The organism is Blastococcus sp. KM273128, from assembly GCF_021698975.1.
In the GTDB taxonomy this organism is placed as follows: Bacteria; Actinomycetota; Actinomycetes; order Mycobacteriales; family Geodermatophilaceae; genus Blastococcus.
The window spans coordinates 1-22,442 of the sequence record NZ_SSXA01000068.1; the positions used below are offsets into that span (position 1 = coordinate 1).

15 protein-coding genes are annotated in these 22,442 nt (G+C 76.4%); 8 read left to right on the forward strand and 7 right to left on the reverse strand.

Annotated elements, in window-relative coordinates; translation table 11 throughout:
• The 3 genes from E9529_RS16765 to E9529_RS16775 all read right to left on the reverse strand — a co-directional run.
• Positions 1-557: FAD-dependent oxidoreductase (locus E9529_RS16765; protein ID WP_236832406.1), on the reverse strand; the 557-nt coding region annotated here is incomplete at its 3' end.
• Position 558: 1 nt separating this feature from the next.
• A complete protein-coding gene (locus E9529_RS16770; protein WP_236832407.1) occupies positions 559-2,988 on the reverse strand; it encodes an FAD-dependent oxidoreductase in 2,430 nt (809 codons plus the stop codon).
• A 155-nt stretch (positions 2,989-3,143) separates the two neighbouring features.
• On the reverse strand, positions 3,144-3,917 hold the full coding sequence (locus E9529_RS16775; protein WP_236832408.1) for an IclR family transcriptional regulator: 774 nt from the start codon (positions 3,915-3,917) through the stop codon (positions 3,144-3,146).
• A gap of 124 nt (positions 3,918-4,041) precedes the next feature.
• Here E9529_RS16775 and E9529_RS16780 point away from each other — a divergent pair, with 124 nt between their 5' ends.
• Positions 4,042-4,299, forward strand: coding sequence for a type II toxin-antitoxin system Phd/YefM family antitoxin (locus E9529_RS16780; protein WP_236832410.1), 258 nt, complete (start codon positions 4,042-4,044; stop codon positions 4,297-4,299).
• Between the two features lie 112 nt (positions 4,300-4,411).
• Here the strand turns inward: E9529_RS16780 and E9529_RS22455 are convergent, their stop codons facing one another.
• Positions 4,412-7,630, reverse strand: a complete 3,219-nt coding sequence (locus E9529_RS22455; RefSeq protein ID WP_308195300.1) for a DEAD/DEAH box helicase — start codon at positions 7,628-7,630, stop codon at positions 4,412-4,414.
• Positions 7,631-7,717: 87 nt separating this feature from the next.
• Here E9529_RS22455 and E9529_RS16795 point away from each other — a divergent pair, with 87 nt between their 5' ends.
• Positions 7,718-9,355 carry an NAD(P)/FAD-dependent oxidoreductase gene (locus E9529_RS16795; RefSeq protein ID WP_236832412.1) on the forward strand — a complete coding sequence of 546 codons (1,638 nt, stop codon included), beginning with the start codon at positions 7,718-7,720 and terminating at the stop codon, positions 9,353-9,355.
• Between the two features lie 7 nt (positions 9,356-9,362).
• On the opposite strand, the gene E9529_RS16800 is transcribed toward E9529_RS16795, so the two are convergent.
• Positions 9,363-9,845, reverse strand: coding sequence for a hypothetical protein (locus tag E9529_RS16800; protein WP_236832414.1), 483 nt, complete (start codon positions 9,843-9,845; stop codon positions 9,363-9,365).
• A gap of 94 nt (positions 9,846-9,939) precedes the next feature.
• Positions 9,940-11,694, reverse strand: a complete 1,755-nt coding sequence (locus E9529_RS16805; protein WP_236832416.1) for a bifunctional diguanylate cyclase/phosphodiesterase — start codon at positions 11,692-11,694, stop codon at positions 9,940-9,942.
• 156 nt (positions 11,695-11,850) lie between these two features.
• Between E9529_RS16805 and E9529_RS16810 the strand changes: the two genes are divergently transcribed.
• Entirely contained in the window at positions 11,851-13,776 is a 1,926-nt protein-coding gene (locus E9529_RS16810) for a S9 family peptidase (RefSeq protein ID WP_236832418.1), read from the forward strand.
• A gap of 37 nt (positions 13,777-13,813) precedes the next feature.
• On the opposite strand, the gene E9529_RS16815 is transcribed toward E9529_RS16810, so the two are convergent.
• Positions 13,814-14,347: an NUDIX hydrolase family protein gene (locus E9529_RS16815; RefSeq protein WP_236832419.1), complete on the reverse strand. Its 534-nt coding sequence runs from the start codon at positions 14,345-14,347 to the stop codon at positions 13,814-13,816.
• Positions 14,348-14,463: 116 nt separating this feature from the next.
• Between E9529_RS16815 and E9529_RS16820 the strand changes: the two genes are divergently transcribed.
• The 5 genes from E9529_RS16820 to E9529_RS16840 form a co-directional block, all read left to right on the forward strand.
• Complete coding sequence (locus E9529_RS16820) at positions 14,464-16,389, forward strand: primary-amine oxidase (protein ID WP_236832420.1); 1,926 nt, start codon at positions 14,464-14,466, stop codon at positions 16,387-16,389.
• Positions 16,390-16,438: 49 nt separating this feature from the next.
• Positions 16,439-20,929, forward strand: coding sequence for a cation-translocating P-type ATPase (locus E9529_RS16825; RefSeq protein WP_236832421.1), 4,491 nt, complete (start codon positions 16,439-16,441; stop codon positions 20,927-20,929).
• Between the two features lie 67 nt (positions 20,930-20,996).
• Positions 20,997-21,236, forward strand: a complete 240-nt coding sequence (locus E9529_RS16830) for a ribbon-helix-helix domain-containing protein (protein WP_236832422.1) — start codon at positions 20,997-20,999, stop codon at positions 21,234-21,236.
• Between the two features lie 171 nt (positions 21,237-21,407).
• On the forward strand, positions 21,408-21,692 hold the full coding sequence (locus tag E9529_RS16835) for a zinc ribbon domain-containing protein (protein WP_236832423.1): 285 nt from the start codon (positions 21,408-21,410) through the stop codon (positions 21,690-21,692).
• Between the two features lie 90 nt (positions 21,693-21,782).
• Positions 21,783-22,442: AmiS/UreI family transporter (locus tag E9529_RS16840; protein WP_236832424.1), on the forward strand; the 660-nt coding region annotated here is incomplete at its 3' end.

A 22,442-nucleotide genomic window follows, 5' to 3' on the forward strand; every position in this document is an offset into this window, starting at 1 on the left:
GTCCGCACCCGCACCCCGCCCCCCGGGGTCGCCGTCCACCCCAGCGCCGGCTCGGAGAAGCGCAGCTCGGCACCCGACTGACCGGCCAGTGACAGGTGCGCGGCCACGGTCGCCTCCGGGCGGGCGAACCCCGCGGCCGCCTCCACCAGCCCGACCTCGTCGTCGGCCGGGGTCAGCGTCGGGAACCGGCGACGGACCTCGGCCGCGTCGAGCAGTTCGTGCGCCAGCCCCCACTCGCGGGCGGACTCCAAGCTGCCCGCGACGGTCCGGCTGTCGGGTCGGCCGAGGAACACCCCGCCGGTGCGCACCAGCACGTCGGTGCCGGAGTCGGCGCACAGCTGGTCCCACAGCTCGTAGGCGCGCAGCAGCAGCGGCACGTAGGCGGGGTCCTCGAAGTAGGCCTGCCGGACGATCCGCGAGCCGCCGTGGCTGGAGCCCTGGTCGTGCGCCGGGCCGAACCGCTCCAGCCCGAGCACCCGCTGCCCGCGGGCGGCCAGGTGCGCGGCCGCCGCGCTGCCCATGCCGCCCAGCCCCAGGACGATGACGTCGTAGGCCATGTCAGCACCTCATCCGCGCGCCGGCGGGGTCGACCAGCGGCTCGGCGGTCACCGTCGCCGCGACCGGCTCCCCGAACCAGTCGATCGTCACCGCGGTGCCCGGTCCCGCCACCGACGCCGGCAGCCAGGCGTAGGCGACCGTCCGGCCGATCGTGGCGCCGTAGCCCGCGCTGGTGACGTGGCCGACCGGCACCCCGCCGACCCGCACCGGCTCCCGGCCGAGCACCGTCGTCGCCGGGTCGTCGAGGACGAGGCAGGCCAGCCGCCGGTCGTGCCGGCGGCGTTCCAACGCCTCTCTGCCGAGGAAGTTCTTGTCCCCCCGGACGGCGAAGGACAGCCCCGCCTCGACCGGGTCGTGCTCGGTCGTCATGTCGGTGCCCCAGGCGCGGTAGCCCTTCTCCAGCCGCAGGCTGTCGAACGCCCGGCGGCCGGCGGCGACCAGCCCGTGCCGCTGCCCGGACTCCCACAGCACGTCCCACAGCCGCAGCCCGGTGGCCGCGTCGGTGTACAGCTCCCACCCGAGCTCGCCGACGTAGGACACCCGCAGCGCGGTCACTGGCACCCCGCCGACGAACAGCTCCCGCGCCCGGAAGTAGCCGAACCCCCCGTGCGAGACGTCGCTGCTCGTCAACGGCTGCAGGACGTCGCGCGCCCGCGGGCCCCACAGCCCGATGCCGCAGGTTCCCGCGGTGGTGTCGCGCAGCTGCACCGAGCCGTCGTCCGGCGCGTGCTGCCGGAACCAGTCCAGGTCGAGCGGGCCGTTGGCGCCCACCTGGAACCGCTGCTCGCCCAGCCGGGCGACGGTCAGGTCGCTGCGGATCCCGCCCGCGGCGTCCAGCAGCAGCGTGTAGGTGACCCGGCCGACCGGCTTGGCGACGTCGTTGGTGGTCAGCCGCTGCAGGAAGCCGCACGCGCCCGGGCCTGTCACCTCGATCCGGGTCAGCGGGGTCATGTCGTACATCGCCACCCGCTCCCGGGTGGCCAGCGCCTCGGCGGCCACGGTCGGCGACCACCGCCGCGCCGCCCACGCGTCCCGCCGCGGCAGGTCCAGCCCCTCGGCCAGCGGCGCGTTGGCCTCGAACCACAGCGGCCGCTCCCAGCCGCCCGCCTCGGTGAGGACGGCGCCGAGCTCCTGCTGCCGGGCGAAGAACGGGCTGACCCGCAGCGGGCGCAGCACCGACGGCGGGTCCAGCGGGTGGACGACGTCGTAGACCTCGACGAACTGCTGCGCGCCCCGCCCGGCCACGTACTCCGGCGAGAGCTGGACGTCGGTGAACCGGTGCAGGTCGCACTCGTGCACGTCGGTGCGCGGCTGCCCCTCGACCAGCCACTCGGCCAGCGCCTTGGCCACCCCCGCCGAGTGGGTCACCCACACCGCCTCGGCGACCCAGAAGCCGGGCAGGTCGCGGTGCTCGCCGAGCAGCGGCATGCCGTCGGGGGTGAAGGAGAAGACGCCGTTGATGCCTGCCTCGACCTCGGTGCCGGCGAGCCCGGGCAGCAGCGCGAGGCTCTGCTTCCAGGCGTCGGCGAAGTCGTCGGGGGTAAAGGGCAGGCAGCTGTTCTCGTGACCCTCGGTCTCCGCGGCGGTGACCGGCATCGGCCGGTGGCCGTAGGAGCCGATGCCGATCCGGTCGCGGTGCTCGCGGTAGTACAGGTCGGCGTCCTGGTGCCGCAGGATCGGCGCGCTGATCTCCCGCACCGCACCGGCCAGCGCCGGTACCGGCGCCGTGGTCGCGTACTGGTGCGCCAGCGGCTGCAGCGGCACGGTCAGCCCGGCGAGCGCGCCGACGTCCGGGCCCCAGAAGCCGGCGGCGCAGACGACGACGTCGGCCGGCACGAACCCCTGGTCGGTGTGCACGCCGGAGACGCGCCCGGCGGCCGAGGCGACGCCGGTGACGCGGTGCCGGGCGAGGAAGCGGGCGCCCCGCTCGATCGCCCGGCGGGCCTGCGCCTCACCGGCCGGCACCGCGTGCGCCAGCCCGTCGCTCGGCACGTGCAGCCCGCCGAGCACGGCGCCCGGGTCGAGCAGCGGGTGCAGCCGGGCGCACTCACCCGGGTCGACCAGCCGGGCCTCGATGCCCCACGAGGTGGCCAGGCCGTGCCGGCGGGCGAGGTCGGCCCAGCGCTCCGGCGTCGTCGCCACCTCCAGGCCGCCGACCGGCCGGAAGACCGGGACGCCGTCCAGCGAGAGGCCGCCCAGCTTGCCGACGGTGTAGCTCGCGAACTCCGCTAGCGTCTTCGAGGGGTTGGTCTGGAAGACCAGCCCGGGCGCGTGCGAGCTCGACCCGCCGGCCGCGAACAGCGGGCCCCGGTCGAGCACGGTGACGTCGGTCCAGCCGCGCGCGGTGAGCTCGTCGGCCAGCGAGCACCCGACGATGCCGGCGCCGATGACCACGACGCGGGGCGACGTCCTGCGGGGAGCCACGTCCATGGCCGCACCCTTCGTCCGTTGCGGTATCCGCAACTGCCAGCGGGATGCGCAACAGGGTCCGGAGCGGTTCCGCACCCCGTCAAGAGGCGCCGGCGTGTCGGCGCGAGTCCTGACCCGGTGTTCACACCGGCGACACGGAGCGCCGCCCGCGGGCCTCAGCCGAGCTGCCGGCCGGTCTCCGTGGCGACGGCGCACAGCCGCTCGGCGACGTCGGCGAACCGGTCGCGGGGCAGCCGGTAGGACGGCGCGGAGACGCTGAGCGCGGCGACCAGCCGCCCGTCCGGCGCGCACACCGGCGCGGCCACCGCGTTGAGGCCCAGCTCCAGCTCCCCCTCGGTGGCCGCCCAGCCCTGCTCCCGGACCCCGGCCAGCACCTCGTCGAGGAGCGCGGCGTCGGTGATCGTCGCCGGGGTGTACCGCTCCAGCGAGGTGGCGGACAGGGCCGCGCGCGCGGCTGAGGGCCCGTACGCGAGCAGCACCTTGCCGCTGGAGGTGGCGTGCAGCGGCGTGCGCCGGCCGACCCAGTTCAGCACGCCGACCGAGGCGCTCCCCTGCACCTGGCTGATGTTGACCGCGCTGTCGCCGTCGAGCACCGCGAGGTTGACCGTCTCGTCGAGCTCGGCCGCCAGCCGCTCGCACGCCGCGCGCCCGAGCCGGCTGAGGTCCAGCTGCGCCGCGCTCGCCCCGGCCAGGCGCACCAGCCCGAACCCGAGCCGGTAGGTGCCCCGCTCCCCCCGCTGCTCGACCAGCCCGTGCGCCTCCAGGGTGGCCAGCAGCCGCGAGGCGGTGGACTTGTGCACGCCGAGCTCGGCGCCGAGGTCGGTGGCGCCGGCGCTGCCGCGGTCGGCCAGGACGGAGAGCATCGCCAGCGCCCGGTCGACGGACTGGACGAGCGGGGGTTGCCCGTCGCCGTCCGCACCGTTGCGCATGACGCAACGCTAGCCGAGGCCGCGTTCGGCCGGGAGGCCCGCCGCCGGGCACCGGACCATTCGCACTTGTGCGTGGTTGCGCATCGTGGCTCCATCCATCGGGACATCGTGGACAGGAGGCGTCATGACGACGATCGGCATCCGCGAGCTGCAGGACCGGCTGGTCGAGCACATCGCCACGGTCGCGGCGGGCGCCACCATCACCGTCACCGACCACGGCCGGCCGGTGGCCCGGATCGCCCCCGTGGACGAGCCCACCGCTCTCGAGCGGCTCGTCGCGGAAGGGGTCGTGCAACCGCCGAGGAAGCGCAAGGGGCCACTCCCCGAGCCCATGCGGACGACGGGCACCGTCAGCGACCTCGTCGCCGAGCAGCGCGGGTGATCCCTGCTCCGACTGGTCTCCGCTCGCTCCTCCCCTGACCAGCGATCCACGGACCGCCTGGCGTACCGAGGGCCTCCAGGTCGCCGACACGAGCGCTTGACGACCGGGCCGATCAGGCGAACAGGCCGCGGATGTCCTCGGCGGTCAGCGCGCCGGACAGCGTCCCGCCGTCGTCGTCGAGCACCCGGGAGAACAGGTCGCGCTTGCGCTCCTGCAGCGCCAGCACCTTCTGCTCGATCGTGTCCGCGGCCACCAGCCGGTAGACCATCACCGTCTTGTCCTGCCCGATCCGGTGCGCGCGGTCGATCGCCTGCGCCTCCGCCGCCGGATTCCACCACGGGTCGAGCACGAACACGTAGTCGGCCTCGGTGAGGTTCAGCCCGAACCCGCCGGCCTTGAGGCTGATCAGGAACACCGGCGCCCCGCCCTCGCGGAACTCCGCGATCCGCCGCTCCCGGTCCCGGGTGCGCCCGTCGAGGTAGGCGTATGGCAGGCCCACCTCATCCAGCCGCCGGCGCACCGTGCCCAGGAACCCGGTGAACGAGCTGAACACCAGCGCCCGGTGCCCCTCGGCGACCACCTCCTGCACGTGCTCCAGGAAGGCCTCCGCCTTGCCCGACCGGATGCCGGCGTACGCCTCGTCCACCAGCGACGCGTCCAGCGCCAGCTGCCGCAGCAGGGTCAGCGACCGGAAGATGGTGAAGCGGTTGCGGTCCAGGTCGTCGACCAGGCCGAGCACCTTGCGCCGCTCCCGCTGCAGGTGGGTGTCGTAGACCCTGCGGTGCTTGGGGTCGAGCACCACCTCGAGCACCTGCTCCTGCTTGGGCGGCAGCTCGGCGGCGACCTGCTCCTTGGTGCGCCGCCGCATCAGCGGCCGGATGCGGCGGCGCAGCGCGGCCAGCACCTCGGGATCGCCGCCGCGCTCGATGGGGTGGCGGTAGTGCTCGGTGAACCGCTGCGGGCTCGGGAACAGCCCCGGCGCGACGATCGAGAGCATCGCCCACAGGTCCATCAGGTCGTTCTCCACCGGCGTCCCGGTGATCGCCAGCTTGAACCGCGCCGGCAGCCGCCGGGCCGCGGCGTACGTCTTCGCCTGGTGGTTCTTCACGAACTGCGCCTCGTCGAGCACCAGCCCGCGCCACGGCAGCGCCCGGTACTCCTCCTCCCCCAGCCGCAGCAGCGTGTACGAGGTGACCACCAGGTCCGCGCCCGCGACCGCCTCGGCCAGTGCGGTGCCGCGCTTGCGGCCCGTGGCCTCCACGGTGCGGACGACGAGGTCCGGCGCGAACCGGGCCGCCTCCCGCGCCCAGTTCGCCACCACGCTCGTCGGCGCGACCACCAGCACCGGCGCGGTCAGCTCCCCGGCCTCCTTGGCCCGGCAGACCAGCGCCAGGGTCTGCAGCGTCTTGCCCAGCCCCATGTCGTCGGCGAGCACCCCGCCGAGGCCGGCGTCCCAGAGCACCGACAGCCACTGGTAGCCCTCCAGCTGGTACGGCCGCAGCTGCGCGGCCAGCCCGGCAGGGGCGGCGGACGGCGCGGCGGCGTCGACGTCGAGCAGCGCCCCGACGTCGCGCGCCCACCGCTCGCTCTGCTCGGCCACCACCCCGAGCTCCACCAGCTCCTCCCAGAGCCCCGCCTGGTACCGGCTGATCCGCAGCCCCGGCCGGTCGGCGTCCTGCAGCGCCCGCGCCTCCTCGATCAGCGCGCGCAGCCGGTCGAACTCCGGACGCCGGACGTCGAACCACGTGCCGCTGGGCAGCAGCAGGTGCTCCTCCTCCGCCGCCAGCGCCGCGAACAGCGGGGCGAACGGGATCTCCTCGCCGTCCAGGCTCACCGTCACGCCCAGGTCGAACCAGTCGCCGTCCTCCCCCCCGGTCGCCGACACCGCGACCTCCGGAGCGGCCTCGGACCGCCGGTACACCGCCGGTTCCCCGGTCTCCTCGACGTCCACGCCCGCCTCGGCGAGCCGGGGCAGGAACTCGTCGACCAGGACGACGACGTCCATCCCGGCGACCTCGGCGCTCTCGATCGGCCGGGGCCGCGGGCCGACGTGCCAGATCCGCAGCAGCCGCTGCGGCGGTGCGGGCAGCGCGCGCAGCAGCTCCTCCTCCGCGGCGGCGTCGCGCCCCGCATCGGGCGCGGCACCGGCCTCGCGGGCCAGCGGCAGCCGGGGGCCGTCGTCCCCGTAGCGCACCCACCACGTCAGCCGCGCCCGCTGGCCGGGCAGGTGCTCGACCGTGAGACCCAGCCGCGGCGCCACCGGCTCCGGCAGCTCCACCGACCGGTCCGACGAGCGCACCGGCAGCGCGCGGCGCAACGCCGGGTAGAAGGCGGTCAGGAAGCGGTCGCGGTCGCCCGCCGGCACCCGCACCGGCCCGCTCTCCACCAGCCGCTCGGCGCTCCGCGGCACCTGCTGCAGCGGCACGAGCACCAGCCCGTCGCGCGGGACGAACCCTGCCGGCACGCCCGGCACCAGCGCCGCGCCGTGCGGCGGGCTGCCCAGCAGCAGCACCGACTCCGCCGGCACCCGCACGTCGTCGCCCGCCTCCACGACCGCGTGCACCCGCAGGCCGCCGTCGTCCTCCCGGACGTCGACGACGAGCTCGCCCGGCGGACCGAGCCGCACCGGCCCGCCCTTCTTCGTCATCAGCGGCACGCCGCTCTCCACCGCCTGCCGCAGCGCCGGCCACAGCGCGGGGCCGAAGTCCTGCAGCAGCACCGGCGGCTCCCCCGAGCCGTAGTAGTAGCCGCTGGTGCCCGCGGCCTGGTGCAGCAGGCGCAGCGCGGTCACGTGCGCCGGGTCGCGCGCGGAGAGGTAGTCGTGCTGGAGGTCCCGCCACGACGCCCCCGTGCGCACCCATCGGCCCCGCGCACCGGGCACGACCGGCCGCAGCCGCACCGAGGCCGGCACGGCACCGGCACCCTCGACGTCGAACTGCAGGCCCACCGGGGTGCCACCGGCGGCGGACTCGGCCTCCACCAGGTCACCGATGACGAGCTCCCAGTCGGGGGTGCGCGCGACCGGCCGAGGTGCGGCGGCGCCCTGCCGGGCGACCGTGAGCATCGCGGCGACGTGCTTGCAGTCGTACCCGACGGGGCAGCTGCACTCGCCCCACCACCGCCCGGCCGCGGCGTCGTGCTTCGCGACCGCCTGGTAGATCCGCCCCTGGCCGCCGACCACGACCGCCGAGACCTCGCCGCCCGTGGGGTCACGCCACAGCTGGACGACCCGGCCGTCCCGCGCGTACACCGCGCCCCGCCGCCACGCGTCGTCGCCCACCGACCGGCGGAGGACCGCATCGCTCAGCGCCGGGCGCAGCTCGTCGAACACGAGCCGAGGCTATCGACGCGAGCCCCCGTCCCGAGCCGTCGTCCACAGGCGGTTTCGCCGCCCCGTACGACGGGGCAGTCGCACCCCATGGCCGCACACGACGTCGTGATCATCGGCAGCGGGATCAACTCCCTCGTCGCGGGCGCCACCCTGGCCAGGGCCGGGCGGGACGTCGGCATCTACGAGCGCGCACCGCGCCTCGGCGGGGCGATCCGCACCGAGACCGACACCCCCGCGCCCGGCTTCACCACCGACCTCTTCTCCTGCTGGCACCCGCTGTTCGTCGGCGGCCCGGCCTACCCGTCGCTCGCCGACGACCTCGCCGCCCGCGGCGTCGTCTACCGCAACACCGACCTCCCCGCCGCGGCCGCGCTCCGCGACGGGTCGACGGCGGTGCTCTCCACCGACGCCGACGCCACCGCCGCCGACTTCGACCGGCTGTCCCCCGGCGACGGCGACGCCTGGCGCTCCTTCCTCGAGGACTTCGGCAGCCGGGCCGGCATCGCGTTCGGCGCGCTGGGCACCGAGCTGTTCTCGCTGGACGGGCTGAAGCTCGCCGGCCAGGCGGTGCGGCAGCTCGGCCCCCGCGGGCTGCAGCAGTTCGGTGCCGAGGGGCTGGAGTCCGCCCGCACCTGGCTGTCGGGCACGTTCGACTCCCCCACCGTGCACGGGCTGCTCTCCCCGTGGGTCGGCCACGAGGGCCTGGGTCCGGACGACGCGCTCAGCGGCTTCATCAACAAGGTGATCGCGCTGGCGCTGGCCCAGGGCGGCTGCCCGGTGCCCGAGGGCGGCGGCGTGCGGCTGGTCGAGGCACTGGCGGGCATCGTCACCGACGCCGGCGGCACCACCCGCACCGGCGCCGACGTCGTCGCCGTCCAGACCTCCGACGGGCGGGCCACCGGCGTCCGGCTGGCCGACGGCGAGGTGGTGACCGCGCGGGAGGCGGTGCTCGCAAGCGTCACCCCGCAGCAGCTGTACCTGGAGCTCCTGGACGGCGTCGCGGCGGTGCCCGACCGGGTGCGCGAGGCGGCCCGCGGCTTCCGCTACGGCCGCGGCGACATGCAGATCCACCTCGCGCTCTCGGAGCCGCCGCGCTGGGCCGAGGACCACGACCGGCTGTCCCGCGCGGCGATCGTGCACGTCAGCGACGGGCTGGACAGCGTCAGCCGCGCGGTCAACGAGGCGCAGCGGCACCAGCTGCCCGTGCACCCGACGATCGTCGCCGGTCAGCCCGCCGCGCTCGACCCGACCCGGGTGCCGGACGGCGCCGGCGCGCTCTGGCTGCAGCTGCAGGAGACCCCGGGCCGGCCGACGGGGGACGCCGCCGGGAGCATCGACGTCGGCGACGGCACCTGGACCGAGGAGCTGCGCGAGCGGTACGCCGACCGGGTCGTGAAGGAGCTCTCCCGGCACGTGACCAACCTGGACTCCGCGCTGATCGCCCGCCGGGTGCTCTCGCCGGCCGACCTGCAGTCGTGGAACCGCAACCTGGTCGGCGGCGACCCCTACGCCGGCGCCTGCACCATCGACCAGTTCCTGCTCTGGCGGCCCACCCCGCAGACCCGCGGGCACCGCACCGCCGTCGACGGGCTCTGGCACATCGGCGCCTCCACCCACCCCGGCCCGGGCCTGGGCGGGGCGAGCGGGCTGCTGGCCGCGCAGCACGTGCTCGAGGCTGCGCGGCCGGGCCTGCTCGCGACCGGCCGCCGGATGCTGGGCCGCTGACGGGATCTCAGACCCGCACGGAGCCCGAATAGGTCCCGCCCGCGCCGGCCGTCGCCTCGACCCGCAGCAGCCCGTCCGCGTCGCCGGAGAGCCCCATCAGGCCGCGGACCTCGCCACCGACCCGCGTCACCCCGGTGTAGAGCAGCCGCGCCTCGACGGGCTCCCCCGCCACGGTGCCGGTGAAGTCACCGGAGAAGAGGAAGACGTCCGCGAACGTGCCCGGCGGGACGGTGAACGCCTGGTCGCACGGCGCGTCGACGGCGATCCGGATCGTGCCGGGCGCGGCACCGTCCAGCGTGCCCTCGAAGGTCAGCGTCACCGGGACGGTCGCCAGGCACCGCTCTCCCGGCAGCGGCCGGAGATCGGGTGCCCCGGTGATCGCGACCGCGAAGGCCCCGTCGGCGGGGACCCGCGTGGACGCCGCGGCCGGGGCGGCACCGACCCCGATCAGCGCGGCGCAGAGGACCAGGGCGAGCAACGACCTGCGCATGGCGCGACGCTAGGAGCCGCACCCGCCCGGCCGGAGGGCCCTACGACCCTGCAGCGGCCGGCGCCCCGCGTGTCCTCGCCCGCCACGCCGTGGTTCAGCCGGCGGGCACCGGCGCCAGCTCGGCCACCAGCTCCGCCACCGGGCGGGGCCGGCCGAACAGGTACCCCTGCGCCAGCGGGCAGCCCAGCGCCGCGAGCACCCGCGCCTGCTCCTCGGTCTCCACGCCCTCGGCGACCAGCACCAGCTCCAGCGCGTCGGCCAGCGCCATGACGCTGCGCAGCAGCCGCGCCCGCCGGGTCGAGGTCGTGATCGCCGAGACGAACGAGCCGTCCAGCTTCAGGTAGTCGGTCGGCAGCGTGTCCAGCCGGGCCAGCGCCGAGTACCCGGTGCCGAAGTCGTCGATCGCCACCCGCAGCCCGTGCTCGCGCAGCTCCTGCAGCGCGCGCACCGACCGGGCGGTCTCGGCCTCGACCAGGCTCTCGGTCACCTCGACGACGGTGCGCTCCGCCGGCCAGCCGGTGGCCGCCAGCGTCGCCAGCACCCGGTCGGGGAAGCCGGGGTCGTCCAGCTCCAGCCCCGACACGTTGACCGACAGGAACAGGGGGCGGCCGGTCGCCGCCGACAGCGTCCGCGCGTCCTCGCACGCCGCCGTCCACACGAACGCCCCCAGCGCCCCGACCAGACCCTCCCGCTCGGCGACCGGCACGAACTCCGACGGCGGCAGCGGACCGCGCTCGGGGTGCACCCAGCGCACCAGCGCCTCCACGCCGACGAGGCCGCCGTCGGCCGGGGTGACGACCGGCTGCAGGTGCACCGACAGCCCGCCGGAGCGGCCGGCGGCCAGCGCCGCGGCGAGGTCGCGCGCGAGCGGGGTCTGCCCCTCGATGTCCAGCTCGCTGCGCCCGCGGCCGAGGGACTTGACGCGGTAGAGCGCGGCGTCGGCGCGGCGCATGAGGTCCGACGGCGAGTCGCCGAGCGCCATCTGGGCCACGCCCACCGACGTGCCGATGTCCGGCAGCGCCGCCCGCAGCGACTCCGCCACGGCCAGCGCCCGGCCGCCGTCGGCGCCCGGCAGCAGCAGCGAGAACTCGTCGCCGCCGTGGCGCGCCAGCACGGCGCCGCGGGGCAGCAGCGGCTGCCAGGCAGCCGCGACCGCGCGCAGCATCTCGTCACCGGCGGCGTGCCCCTGCGAGTCGTTGACCGCCTTGAAGTGGTCGAGGTCGAACAGCGCCGCCGACAGCGGCTCCCCCGTGCGCAGCGCCGTCCGGACGGCGCCGTCGAGCGACTCGTCGAAGCCGCGCCGGTTCACCGGCCCGGTGAGGGCGTCCTGCCCGGCGCTCGCCGCCCGGCGGGCCAGCACGCCGACCGCCCCGGCCGAGCCGAGCACGAGCACCGCGAGGACGACGGCGGTCCCGACGGGGACGTCGCCGCGCAGCACCACGACCACCGTGCCGATGAGCAGCATCTCGGCGAGGAACCCGAGCGCCCACAGCAGCGGGAAGAACAGGAACGCGACCATCGCGGAGAACGCCGACAGCGCCAGCACCGCCACCGCGCCGTCGGACGTGGGCGCGTGGTGGGCGAACACGCCGATGCCGACGACGCCCAGCAGCAGGAGCGCCTGGAAGAAGCCGCGCGGCACCCGGTGTCCCCAGCGGATGACCGCCAGGCCCAGCAGCGTGGTGAACGGCCCCAGGCCGGTGACCGCCGGGTGGAGGTGGTCCAGGCCGCCGGGGGTCCCGACGGTCAGCCCGACGGCGGCGACCCCACCCATCGCGGTGAGCAGCCCCGCGGTGCGGGCCACCACCCGCGGGGTGGCCACCTCGGGGGCCATCCGGCTGATGTGCATGCCGCGTACATCGGTTGTGCGCGACCGGAACTGGAGCCGGCTCCCCCTCCGGGGTGGTGCACCGGGCACGCGGACGACGGCCCCCGCCGCCGCCGGGCACCGGGCGCTGTGACACCTTGCTCCCCGACGACGACGGGCAGGGAAGGAGCCGGCGCGGTGGCTGCAGACGTCGAGACGGACATGACGCCCGGCACGGGACCGGCCGGCCGCGCGGGAGCCGGGGCGCGGACGGCGGCGGGCTCGGTCGACGAGGCGGTGGCGCTCGCCGACGGCCTCGTCGACGCCTGGGGCAGCTGGGGCCCCAACATGACGCCGGACGCCCGGCAGGTCGCCTTCATCAGCGACCGCTCGGGCACGCCGCAGCTGTGGCTCCAGGACGTCGTCCTCGACGGCGCGCAGCCGCCCGCCCGGCACGTGCCCCTCTCCGACGACCCGGTGGTCTCGGTGCGGTGGGCGGCCGACAGCCGCTGGCTGGCCTGCGAGGTCGCGACCGACGGCGGCGTCCGGACGGCGGTCTGGGTGGTCCGCCCCGACGGCTCGGACGCGCGCCGGGTCGCCGGCGGCCCCGACGAGCACGCCGAGCTGGGCCCGTGGACCCGCAGCGGGCACCGCTTCGTGACCACCCTCCCCGCCACGGTCGCCGGCGCCCCCACCCGCGCCTACCTCGCCGACCCCTCCACCGGCCGGCTCGACCCGCTCGCCGAGGGAGACCTGATCCACGTCCTGGACATCTCGCTGGAGGAGCGGTTCATCGTCCTCCGCGACGGCGGACGCGGCCAGGAGTACGTCAGCGTCGTCGACCGCCTCATGGACGAGGACTTCAGCGCGCTGCCGCAGGGCGCCACCGGCTCCACCGAGGTGGCGCTCATCCGCCCGGCCCCGGACGACCACGCCGGCCCCGTGTACGTCTACCTCGCCTCGGACGTGGGCCTCCCCCGCCGGCAGCTCATCGGGCTCCCCTTCGGCCCCAACGGCTGGCACGGTGAGCCACGGACGCTCGCCGCCCGGGAGGACGCCGAGCTGGAGTTCATCGACGCCGACGACGCCGGGCGGCTGCTGCTGCTGGTGTGGAACGTGGCCGGGCGCAGCGAGCTGGAGCTCCTGGACACCGCCACCGGCGGACGCACCCCCATCTCGGGGCTGCCCGGGCTGGTGGCCGCCGACCCGGTGCTCTCCCGCGACGGCTCCGGCGTGGTGCTCGGCGTGCAGGGCCCCACGCGCCCGCGCGAGCTGTGGCACCTGGACACCACCACCCACGCCTGGACCCGCGTCACCTCCGCCCCGCCGTTGCCCCGGCGCCGGCTCGTCGTCCCGACCCTGGAGACCTTCGCCGGGCGCGACGGGTTGCCGCTGAGCGGCTGGCTCTACCGCGCCCCCGGCCGGCTGAACGGCCCCGGGCCGGTCGTCATCCACCTGCACGGCGGGCCCGAGGACCAGGAACGACCCACCTTCGAGCCGCAGCACCAGGCGCTGGCCGCCGCCGGGCTGAGCGTCTTCGCGCCCAACATCCGCGGCTCGTCCGGGTTCGGCCGGGAGTTCGTGCACGCCGACGACCTGCACGGCCGGTACGACGCGTTCGCCGACGTCCTGGCCGCCGCCGACCACCTCGTCGAGGCCGGCATCGCCGAGCCCGGCCTGCTCGCCGTCACCGGCCGCTCCTACGGCGGCTACCTGACGCTGGCGTCCCTGGCCTTCTCACCCGGGGTGTTCGCCGCGGGGGTGGACGTCTGCGGCATGTCCGACCTGGTCACCTTCTACCGCGACAGCGAGCCGTGGATCGCCGCGGCCGCGGTGACCAAGTACGGGCACCCCGAGCGCGACCGGGCCCTGCTCGATGCCATCTCCCCGCTGGCCTCGGCGGCCGCGATCGACGCTCCCCTGCTGGTGGTGCACGGCGAGCACGACACCAACGTGCCCGTCGGCGAGGCGCAGCAGATCGTCGCGGCGCTGCGCGCGCTCGGCCGGCCCGTGGCCTACCTGGAGCTGCCCGGCGAGGGGCACGTCTTCCGCCAGGCGACCTCCCGGAAGGAGATGGCCGCCGCGATCACCCGCTTCCTGCACGAGCACCTGCAGCCGGCCTGACCCCGCCCGGAGCCGGCACCGCGGACCGGCCCTCCGGTCAGACGCCGACGTGCGCCAGCGCCTGCAGCAGCAGCGCGCTCTGCCCGTTCGCCAGCTCCGCGAGCACGGTCGCCTCCCGCACCTCGTCCGGGCTGAACCAGGTGAGCTCCAGCGCGTCCTGCTGCGGCGAGCAGTCGCCCTCCACCGGAACCACGTAGGCCAGCGACACCGCGTGCTGCCGCGGGTCGTGGAACGGGGTGACCCCCGGCGTGGGGAAGTACTCGGCGACGGTGAACGGCTGCGGCGCCGGCGGGATCCGCGGCAGCGCCAGCGGCCCGAGGTCCTTCTCCAGGTGCCGGAGCAGCGCCGCCCGCACCCGCTCGTGGTACAGCACCCGCCCCGAGACCAGCGCGCGCTTGATCTGGCCGTCCTCGCCGGCCCGCAGCAGCAGCCCGATCGAGGTGACCGTGCCCTGCTCGTCGACCCGCACCGGCACGACGTCGACGTACAGGATCGGCAGCCGCTCGCGCGCCGCGTCCATCTCCTCGCGGGCCAGCCAGCCCCCGCCTGTCGCCGTCGTCAGCTCGGTCATGGCACCTGTCTAGCCGACGCACCCGGCGGGCGGCACCCGCGCGCCCGGACGGGCGACGTGTCCCCGGTCACCCCCGCCTCTTCCGCTCCCGCAGCCCGCGGGGTAGGCAGATCACCATGACCGCCGTCACCACCGGGACCACCACCCACCCGCTCGCCCGGCTCACCGCCGAGGAGGTCGGCGCCGCGACGGGGATCGTCCGCGCCGCGGGGCTGTGCGGGGACACCAGCAACTTCGTCTACGTCGGCCTCGAGGAGCCGCACAAGGCGCAGGTGCTGGCCTGGCAGCCGGGTGACGCCGTCGACCGCCGCGTCCGGGCCCTGCTGCTCGACCGCGCCACCGGCGCGGGCCGCGACGTCACCGTCTCGCTGACCAGCGGCTCCGTCGTCCGGGACGTGGAGCTCGACGCGGTCGCCGACGGGCAGGTGCCGATCCTCGACGCCGAGTTCGAGGTGGTCGAGCGCATCCTCGCGGCCGACGAGCGCTGGGTCGCCGCGATGGCGGAGCGCGGTCTGGACGCCGCCGACGTGCGCGCCGTGGCGCTGTCGGCCGGCTCCTACTTCCCCGACGAGGCCGGCCACCGGATCGTCCGGGTGCTCGGCTTCCACCAGACCGACCCCGACGACCTGCCGTGGGCGCACCCGGTCGACGGCGTGGTCGCGTTCGTCGACATCACCGCGGGCGTGGCGACGGCGGTGCAGGACCACTTCGACCTGCCCGTGCCCGCCGAGCGCGCCGACCTCACCCCCGACGTCCACCCCGCCCCGGTCCGCGAGCTGAAGCCGATCGAGATCACCCAGCCCGAGGGGCCGAGCTTCACCGTCACCGACGACGAGGTCACCTGGGCCGGCTGGACGTTCCGCATCGGCTTCGACATGCGCGAGGGGCTGGTCCTGCACCAGCTCTCCATCGACGGCCGGTCGGTCATCCACCGCGCGTCGATCGCCGAGATGGTGGTGCCCTACGCCGACCCCTCGCCGGTGCGGTTCTGGCAGAACTACTTCGACACCGGCGAGTACCTCTTCGCCCGGTACACGAACTCCCTGGAGCTCGGCTGCGACTGCCTCGGCGAGATCCACTACCTCGACGCGACGATCGCCGACGAGCAGGGCGCCCCGCGCACCATCCGCAACGCGATCTGCATGCACGAGGAGGACTACGGCGTCCTCTGGAAGCACACCGACCCGTTCAGCTCGATGGCCGAGACCCGGCGGCAGCGCCGGCTGGTGGTCAGCTTCTTCACCACGATCGGCAACTACGACTACGGCTTCTACTGGTACCTCTACCTCGACGGCACCGTCCAGCTGGAGAGCAAGGCCACCGGCGTCGTCTTCACGTCGGCCTACCGCGGCGAGGATCACCCGTACGCCACGGAGGTCGCCCCCGGCCTCGGGGCGCCGTTCCACCAGCACCTGTTCTCGGCGCGCCTGGACATGGCGGTCGACGGCGTGGACAACACCGTGTACGAGGTCGACGCCGTCCGGGTGCCGGTCAGCGGCACCAACCCGTACGGCAACGCCTTCACCCGCCGGATGACCCCGCTGACGAGCGAGGCCGAGGGCGCCCGCATGGCCGACAGCAGCGTCGGGCGGGTGTGGCACGTGGTCAACGAGTCCAAGCGCAACCGGCTCGGCCAGCCGGTCGGGTACGCGCTGCACCCCGAGGGCGGGCCGGTGCTGCTGGCCGACGAGAGCTCCTCGGTGCACGCCCGGGCCACCTTCTCCACGAAGCACCTGTGGGTCACGCGGTACGACCCGGCCGAGCGGTACGCGGCCGGCGACTTCGTCAACCAGCACCCGGGCTCGGCGGGGCTGCCCGCGTTCGTCGCCGACGACGCCCCGATCGCCGGCACCGACGTGGTGCTGTGGCACACCTTCGGCCTGACCCACTTCCCGCGCCCCGAGGACTGGCCGGTCATGCCGGTCGACTACGCGGGCTTCACGCTGAAGCCGGTCGGCTTCTTCGACCGCAACCCGTCGCTCGGCGTGCCGCGGTCGGCGTCCGCGCACTGCGCGCCCGGGGACGGCGGGCACTGCTCGTAGGGCCGCGCGAGCACCCTGCGCTCCACCGGCCGTTCACGTACCGTTTCCCGTGACCGTCGTCACGGGGGGCGCCATGGCTCTGCTCCGCCGGCTCGGCTCCGCCGCCCGCCAGGCCACGCAGGTGGCCACGGGCGCGGCCGCGCTCGCCGCCCTGCCGGCGGTCGTCGGGGCCGGCCTGGTGGGCGGCACGGCGGCACGGGCTGCGCGCGCCGGGGTCGCCGGCTCCCTGCACGTGGCGCACGTGGCCGCCGTCTCCGGCACCCGCGCGGTCGGCACCCTGGTCACCGGCGCCGACCCGCTGCCCAGCGGGCACCTGCACGACCTGGTCGACGCCGCGAAGGGCCTGCTGGAGCCGGCGCCGGCCCGGCACACCCGGCGGGTCTGGCGCGACCGCGACCGGCTGCAGATCGAGGTCGAGGAGCCGGCCGACGACGCCCCCGCCGCCCGGGCCGCGCTGCGCCGCCACCTCGAGCGGCTCGAGGGCGTCGAGTGGGCCACCGTCAACGACGTCGTCGGCCGGGTGCTGGTCGCCGTGGACGCGCGCCGGGTCGGCATCGAGGACGTCGTCGGCGTGGTCACCGAGATCGAGCAGGCCCGCGGCGGCACCGGCGTCTTCCCGCAGCGGCCCGACCACCCGGCGGACGTGGAGCCGCTGCTGGCCGCCGTCCTGGCCGCCGCCGTCGACGTCGTCGCCCTGGGGTTCGCCACCGCGGGCAGGTACCTGCCGATCCCGGCGGTGCACCGGCACGCCACCGTCGTCATGGCGCTGCTGGACACCCAGCAGTGGCTCAAGCGGGCGCTGGCGGACCGGATCGGCCCGGTCGGCACCGACCTGGTCTTCGAGGGCACCGGCGCGCTGCTGCACTCGCTCACCCAGAGCCCGGTCGTGCCGGCGCTCAACGCCACCGCCGCGGTGCAGCGCGCGCTGGAGGTGCGGGCCCGCCGCCAGGTGTGGTGCCGGCGCGAGCGGGAGCTGTGCGGCCCCGAGCCGGACGACGACGTCGCGCCCGGCCCGCTGCCCGGCCCGCGCCCCGGCGCGCTGCCGCGGGGCCCCATCGAGACCTACCGCGACCGGCTCGGGCCGACCGAGCTCGGCGCCGCGCTCGGCCTGCTGGCGCTGACCCGCAGCCCGGGAAGATCCGCCGACCTGATCCGCGCGCTCACCCCGAAGGCGGCGGTGCAGGGGCGGGAGTCGTTCGCCGCGACGCTGGACCTGCTGCTGTGCCGGCAGGGCGTGCTCCCCCTCGACGGCTCGGTCTACCGGCGGCTGGACCGTGTCGGTGCCGTCGTCGTCGACGCCGCGGTGCTCTGCACCGGCCCGCCGGTGGTCGTCGAGGCGGTCGCGGAGGCCGACGGGTGGGACGACGCCGCTGTCTGGTCGGCCGGCACCCGCCTGCTCGCCGGGGACGGCGGGGACCGGCTGCGGCTCGGGCCGGTGCGCCGCAGCGACGACGCCCCCGGCGCGGAGGTGCGGTCCCTGCTGGCGGGCCGCCGCCGGGTCGGCACCGTCACCGTCGCCCCCGAGCTCGACCCGCACGCCGAGGCGCTGCTCACCACCGTCGCCGACGCCGGCCTGCGGCTGGTGCTCACCCGGCACGCCGGCGCGCGCGACGTCACCGGCCTCGCCGACGACGTGACCGATCCCGGGACGCCGCTCGTGGAGGCCGTGCGGGGGCTGCAGGCCGACGGGCACGGCGTGCTGCTCGTCTCGGCCGCGGACGGGCCCGCGCTGATGGCCGCCGACGTCGCCGTCGCGCCGGTCCGGCCGGGTCGCGCGCCGGTCTGGGGCGCCGACCTGGTCACCGACCCCGGGCTCGCCGACGCCTGCCGCATCGTCGCCGCCGTCCCCGACGCGAAGGCCGTGAGCCGCCGGGCGGCCGGGGCGGCGCTCACCGGCAACGTGCTCGGCGGGTTGCTCGCCGCCGTCGGCAGCCCGCGCGGCGGCCAGGCCCGGGCGACGACGCCGGGCAAGTGGGCGACCGTCGGCACGATGGCCGCCGGCACCCGCGCCGCCGTGCGGGCCGCCCGCCGCCCGGTGCCGGCGCCGACCGCGCACACCCCCTGGCACGCGCTCGACCCCGACGACGTGCTGCGCCGGCTGGCCGACCTCCCGGCCGCCGAGGAGCGCCCGCCCGGCCGGCTGCCCGCCCTCGCCCAGCGGGCCGCCACCACCCCCGCCGTCCGGGTGCCGGCCCGGTTCGCCCGCACCGTCGGCGCCGAGCTCGCCGACCCGCTCACCCCGATCCTGGCCACCGGCGCGGCCGCGACCGCGGTGCTCGGCGAGGTCACCGACGCGGTGCTGGTCGGCAGCGTCACCGCGATCAACGCCGTCGTCAGCGCGCTGCAGCGGATGCGCGCGGAGAGCACGCTGGAGGCGCTGCTGCTCGAGCAGGCGCACTGCGCCCGGCGGGAGACCGGCGACGGCAGCGAGGAGGTGCCCGCCACCGGACTCCGCCACGGCGACGTGCTGCTGGTCGAACCCGGCGACGTAGTCGGCGCGGACGCCCGGCTGCTCGACGCCGAGGACCTGGAGGTCGACGAGTCCAGCCTCACCGGGGAGTCGCTGTCGGTCGCCAAGTCGGTGCCGGCCACACCGGGGGCCGAGCTCGCCGACCGCACCTGCATGCTCTTCGACGGGACCACGGTGGTCGCCGGGCGGGGCCGGGCCGTCGTCGTCGCAGTGGGAGCGGCCACCCAGGCCGGGCGGGCTGCCCGCGCCGCCGGGGGCGCGGCCCCACCGGCCGGGGTGCAGGCGCGGCTGGCCGAGCTGACCAGCGCCGTTCTCCCGCTGACGCTCGCCGGGGGCGGCGCGGTCGCCCTGCTCGGGGTGCTGTGGGGCCGGCCGCTGCGCGAGGCGGTCGCCGCCGGGCTGGCGGTCGCCGTCGCCGCGGTCCCCGAGGGGCTGCCGCTGGTGGCCACGGTCGCCCAGCAGGCGGCGGCCCGGCGGTTGTCGCGGCGCGGCGCGGTGGTGCGCAGCGCCCGGGTGCTGGAGGCACTCGGCCGGGTGGACACCGTCTGCTTCGACAAGACCGGCACGCTGACCGAGAACCGGCTGCGGGTCACCCGGCTGCTCCCGCTGGACGACGGCGGCGAGGACGAGCTGCTGCGGCTGGCCGCGGCCGGCATGGGCAACGGCGACGACGGCGCGCACGAGACCGACCGCGCGGTGCTGGCGGCCGCGGGCGACGCCTGGGACGGCCCGCCCGACGCGAGCCTGGCGTTCGCCGCCGGCCGCGGCTTCTCCGTCGCCGTCCGCGACGGGCGGCTGGTGGTGAAGGGCGCACCCGAGGTGGTGCTGCGCCGCTGCGCCGGCGCCCCGGAGCTGCGCGACCGGGTGCGGGAGCTGGCCGGCGAGGGGCTGCGGGTGCTCGCCGTCGCCGACCGGGCGGTCGACGGGACGCCGGAGGACCTCGACGAGGCCGCCGCGGAGCTGACCCTGCGCGGGCTGGTCGGGCTGTCGGACACGCTGCGGGAGTCGTCGGTGCGGGCGGTGGAGCAGCTGCGGGCCGCCGGCGTCCGGGTGGTGGTGGCCACCGGCGACCACCCCGAGACCGCGAGCGCGATCGCCGCCCAGGCCGGGGTGCCCGACGCCGACCGCGTCGTCACCGGCACGCAGCTGGCCCGGGCCACCGACGCCGAGCGGGCGCGGCTGGTCGAGGGCACCGCCGTCTTCGCCCGGCTCTCCCCCGAGCAGAAGGTCACGCTGGTGCAGGCGCTGCGCCGGGCCGGGGCCACGCTGGCCATGACCGGTGACGGGGTGAACGACGCCGCCGCGATCCGGCTGGCCGACGTCGGCGTCGGGGTGGAGGGCGCGGAGTCACCGGCCGCCCGCACCGCCGCCGACCTGGTGCTCACCGACCTCGACCTCACCCGGCTGGTCGACGCGATCGCCGAGGGCCGGGCCATGTGGTCGCGGGTGCGCGACGCGGTGTCGGTGCTGGTCGGCGGGAACGCCGGCGAGGTGGCGTTCACCGTGCTCGGCACCGCGGTCGGGGGCCGGGCGCCGGTGAACACCCGCCAGCTGCTGCTGGTCAACCTGCTCACCGACATGTTCCCGGCGCTCGCCGTCGCGGTGGCCGCGCCCCGGCAGGTCCAGGCCGGTGACGACGACGGCCCGCTGGCCGGGCACCCGCTGGCCGCCGTGCTACGGGCCGGCCCGCACCGGGGCTTCACCGCGGCGGTGCGGCGGATGGTGCTCGTGCGGGGCGCGGCGACGACGGCCGGGGCCACCGCCGCCTGGCTGGTGGGCCGGGCGACGCCGGTGTTCCCCGGGCGGGCCAGCACGATGGGGCTGGCCGCGCTGATCAGCACCCAGCTCGCGCAGACCGCGTGGTCGGGGCGGCGCAGCCCGCTGGTGCTGGTCACCGTGGCGGGGTCGCTGGCGGCGCTGGTGGCGATCGTGCAGACGCCCGGGCTGAGCCGCTTCTTCGGCTGCACCCCGCTGGACCCGGTGTCGTGGTCGGTGGTGCTCGGCTGCGCCGCCGCCGGGGCGGCCGGCGCCGAGCTGGTCCCGGGCCTCGTCGCGCGCCGGTCGTCCTGACCGGCCGTTCGGAGCACCTCGCTCTTGCGGGTACCGGATCGCGTCGCGAGGCGGGATGATCCTCGTCGTGGGCACCCGCATCCTCGTCCGGCTGCCCGACGAGCTGGTCGAGTTCGTCGACCGCCAGGTGGCCGACGGCCGGGCCCCGTCGAGGGACGCCGTGGTCGGCCGCTCGTTGCAGCGGGAACGCCGCCGCGACACCGCGGCACGGGACGCGGCGTTGCTCGACGCTGCCCATGACGAGGACCACGACCTGGACGCGCTCGCGGAGCACGCCGCACGTGTCCCGCTGGACGATCTCGGCTGACCGACCCCCTGACCAGCCGTCCCTCCGGTCGGTGACCGGCCGGCACCCGCGGTGAGGGCGCGCGGCGACCTCCCCGCAGACGGCCCACCGCACTCGCACCGGGGTTGACCTGCAGGTTCAAGGCCGAGAGCGTGGCCGCTCTCGACCACTCCGGCCCCGGGGAGGACCGCGATGGCGCTGTACGTGTACCGCTGCGAGGACCACGGGCTGACCGAGCGCGCGCTGCCGATGGGCACCGCCGGGCGGACCGCGCCCTGCGCCGACTGCGGCTCCCCCGCCGTCCGGGTCTTCACCGCGCCGCGGCTCTCCCTCGGTGACCCGATCCGCCGCGCGCTCATCGACCGCACCGAGCGGACCCGCGACGAGCCGCAGGTCGTCTCGTCCCCACCCGCGCGCCCGGCACGCCCCGAGGCAGCGGCCGCGAACCCGGCGCTGCGCCGGCTGCCCCGCCCCTGACCCGGCCGCCGTCCACCGGCACGACGAGCCACCCACCACCGAACCGAACGGGGACCGCGACACCGCACGAGCGATGAGGGGGAAGTCCAGATGGCCAGCGTGGGACTCCTGTACGTCGGAGCCGTCCTGATCCTCAACGGCCTGATGCTGCTCGGCCGGGTGGACGCCCGGGCCGCGGCGCCGCTGAACTTCTTCGTCGGGGGCCTGCAGGTCATCACCCCGACCTGGCTGATCTTCACCTCGGGCGGCGACCCGGACACGGTCCTCGCCGCCTCGGGGCTCTACCTGTTCGGCTTCACCTACCTGTACGTCGGGTTCAACCTGCTCGGCGGCCTCGACGGCACCGGCCTCGGGTGGTTCTCGGCGTTCGTCGCCGGGTGCGCCGTGGTCTACGCCGGGCTCAACTTCGGGCGGCTCGACGATCCGGCCTTCGGCGTCATCTGGCTCTACTGGGCGGTGCTGTGGGCGCTGTTCTGGGTCGTCCTCGGGCTGAAGCGGGAGGAGTGGACGCGGTTCACCGGCCTGGTCGCCGTCGTCGCCGGTGTGTTCACCGCCGCGATCCCCGCGTTCCTGCTGCTCACCGGCGTCTGGGACGACTACCTCACCGCGTCGGCGATCGCCCTCGCCGTCATCTGCCTGGCGTCGCTCGCACTCGCCCCGCGGATGCGCGTCCCGCAGCCCGCCGAGGTGCGCGCCCCCGCGCCGGAGTTCCGCGAGGCCGACGCACCGCCGTCCCCCCGCTCCGGCACC

Bases quoted from the DNA above. Each gene is read 5' to 3' on its own strand.
- E9529_RS16770 (WP_236832407.1), bottom strand. From the start codon at position 2,988: ATGGACGTGGCTCCCCGCAGGACGTCGCCCCGCGTCGTGGTCATCGGC.
- E9529_RS16775 (WP_236832408.1), bottom strand. From the start codon at position 3,917: ATGCGCAACGGTGCGGACGGCGACGGGCAACCCCCGCTCGTCCAGTCC.
- E9529_RS16780 (WP_236832410.1), top strand. From the start codon at position 4,042: ATGACGACGATCGGCATCCGCGAGCTGCAGGACCGGCTGGTCGAGCAC.
- E9529_RS16795 (WP_236832412.1), top strand. From the start codon at position 7,718: ATGGCCGCACACGACGTCGTGATCATCGGCAGCGGGATCAACTCCCTC.
- E9529_RS16800 (WP_236832414.1), bottom strand. From the start codon at position 9,845: ATGCGCAGGTCGTTGCTCGCCCTGGTCCTCTGCGCCGCGCTGATCGGG.
- E9529_RS16805 (WP_236832416.1), bottom strand. From the start codon at position 11,694: ATGCACATCAGCCGGATGGCCCCCGAGGTGGCCACCCCGCGGGTGGTG.
- E9529_RS16815 (WP_236832419.1), bottom strand. From the start codon at position 14,347: ATGACCGAGCTGACGACGGCGACAGGCGGGGGCTGGCTGGCCCGCGAG.
- E9529_RS16820 (WP_236832420.1), top strand. From the start codon at position 14,464: ATGACCGCCGTCACCACCGGGACCACCACCCACCCGCTCGCCCGGCTC.
- E9529_RS16835 (WP_236832423.1), top strand. From the start codon at position 21,408: ATGGCGCTGTACGTGTACCGCTGCGAGGACCACGGGCTGACCGAGCGC.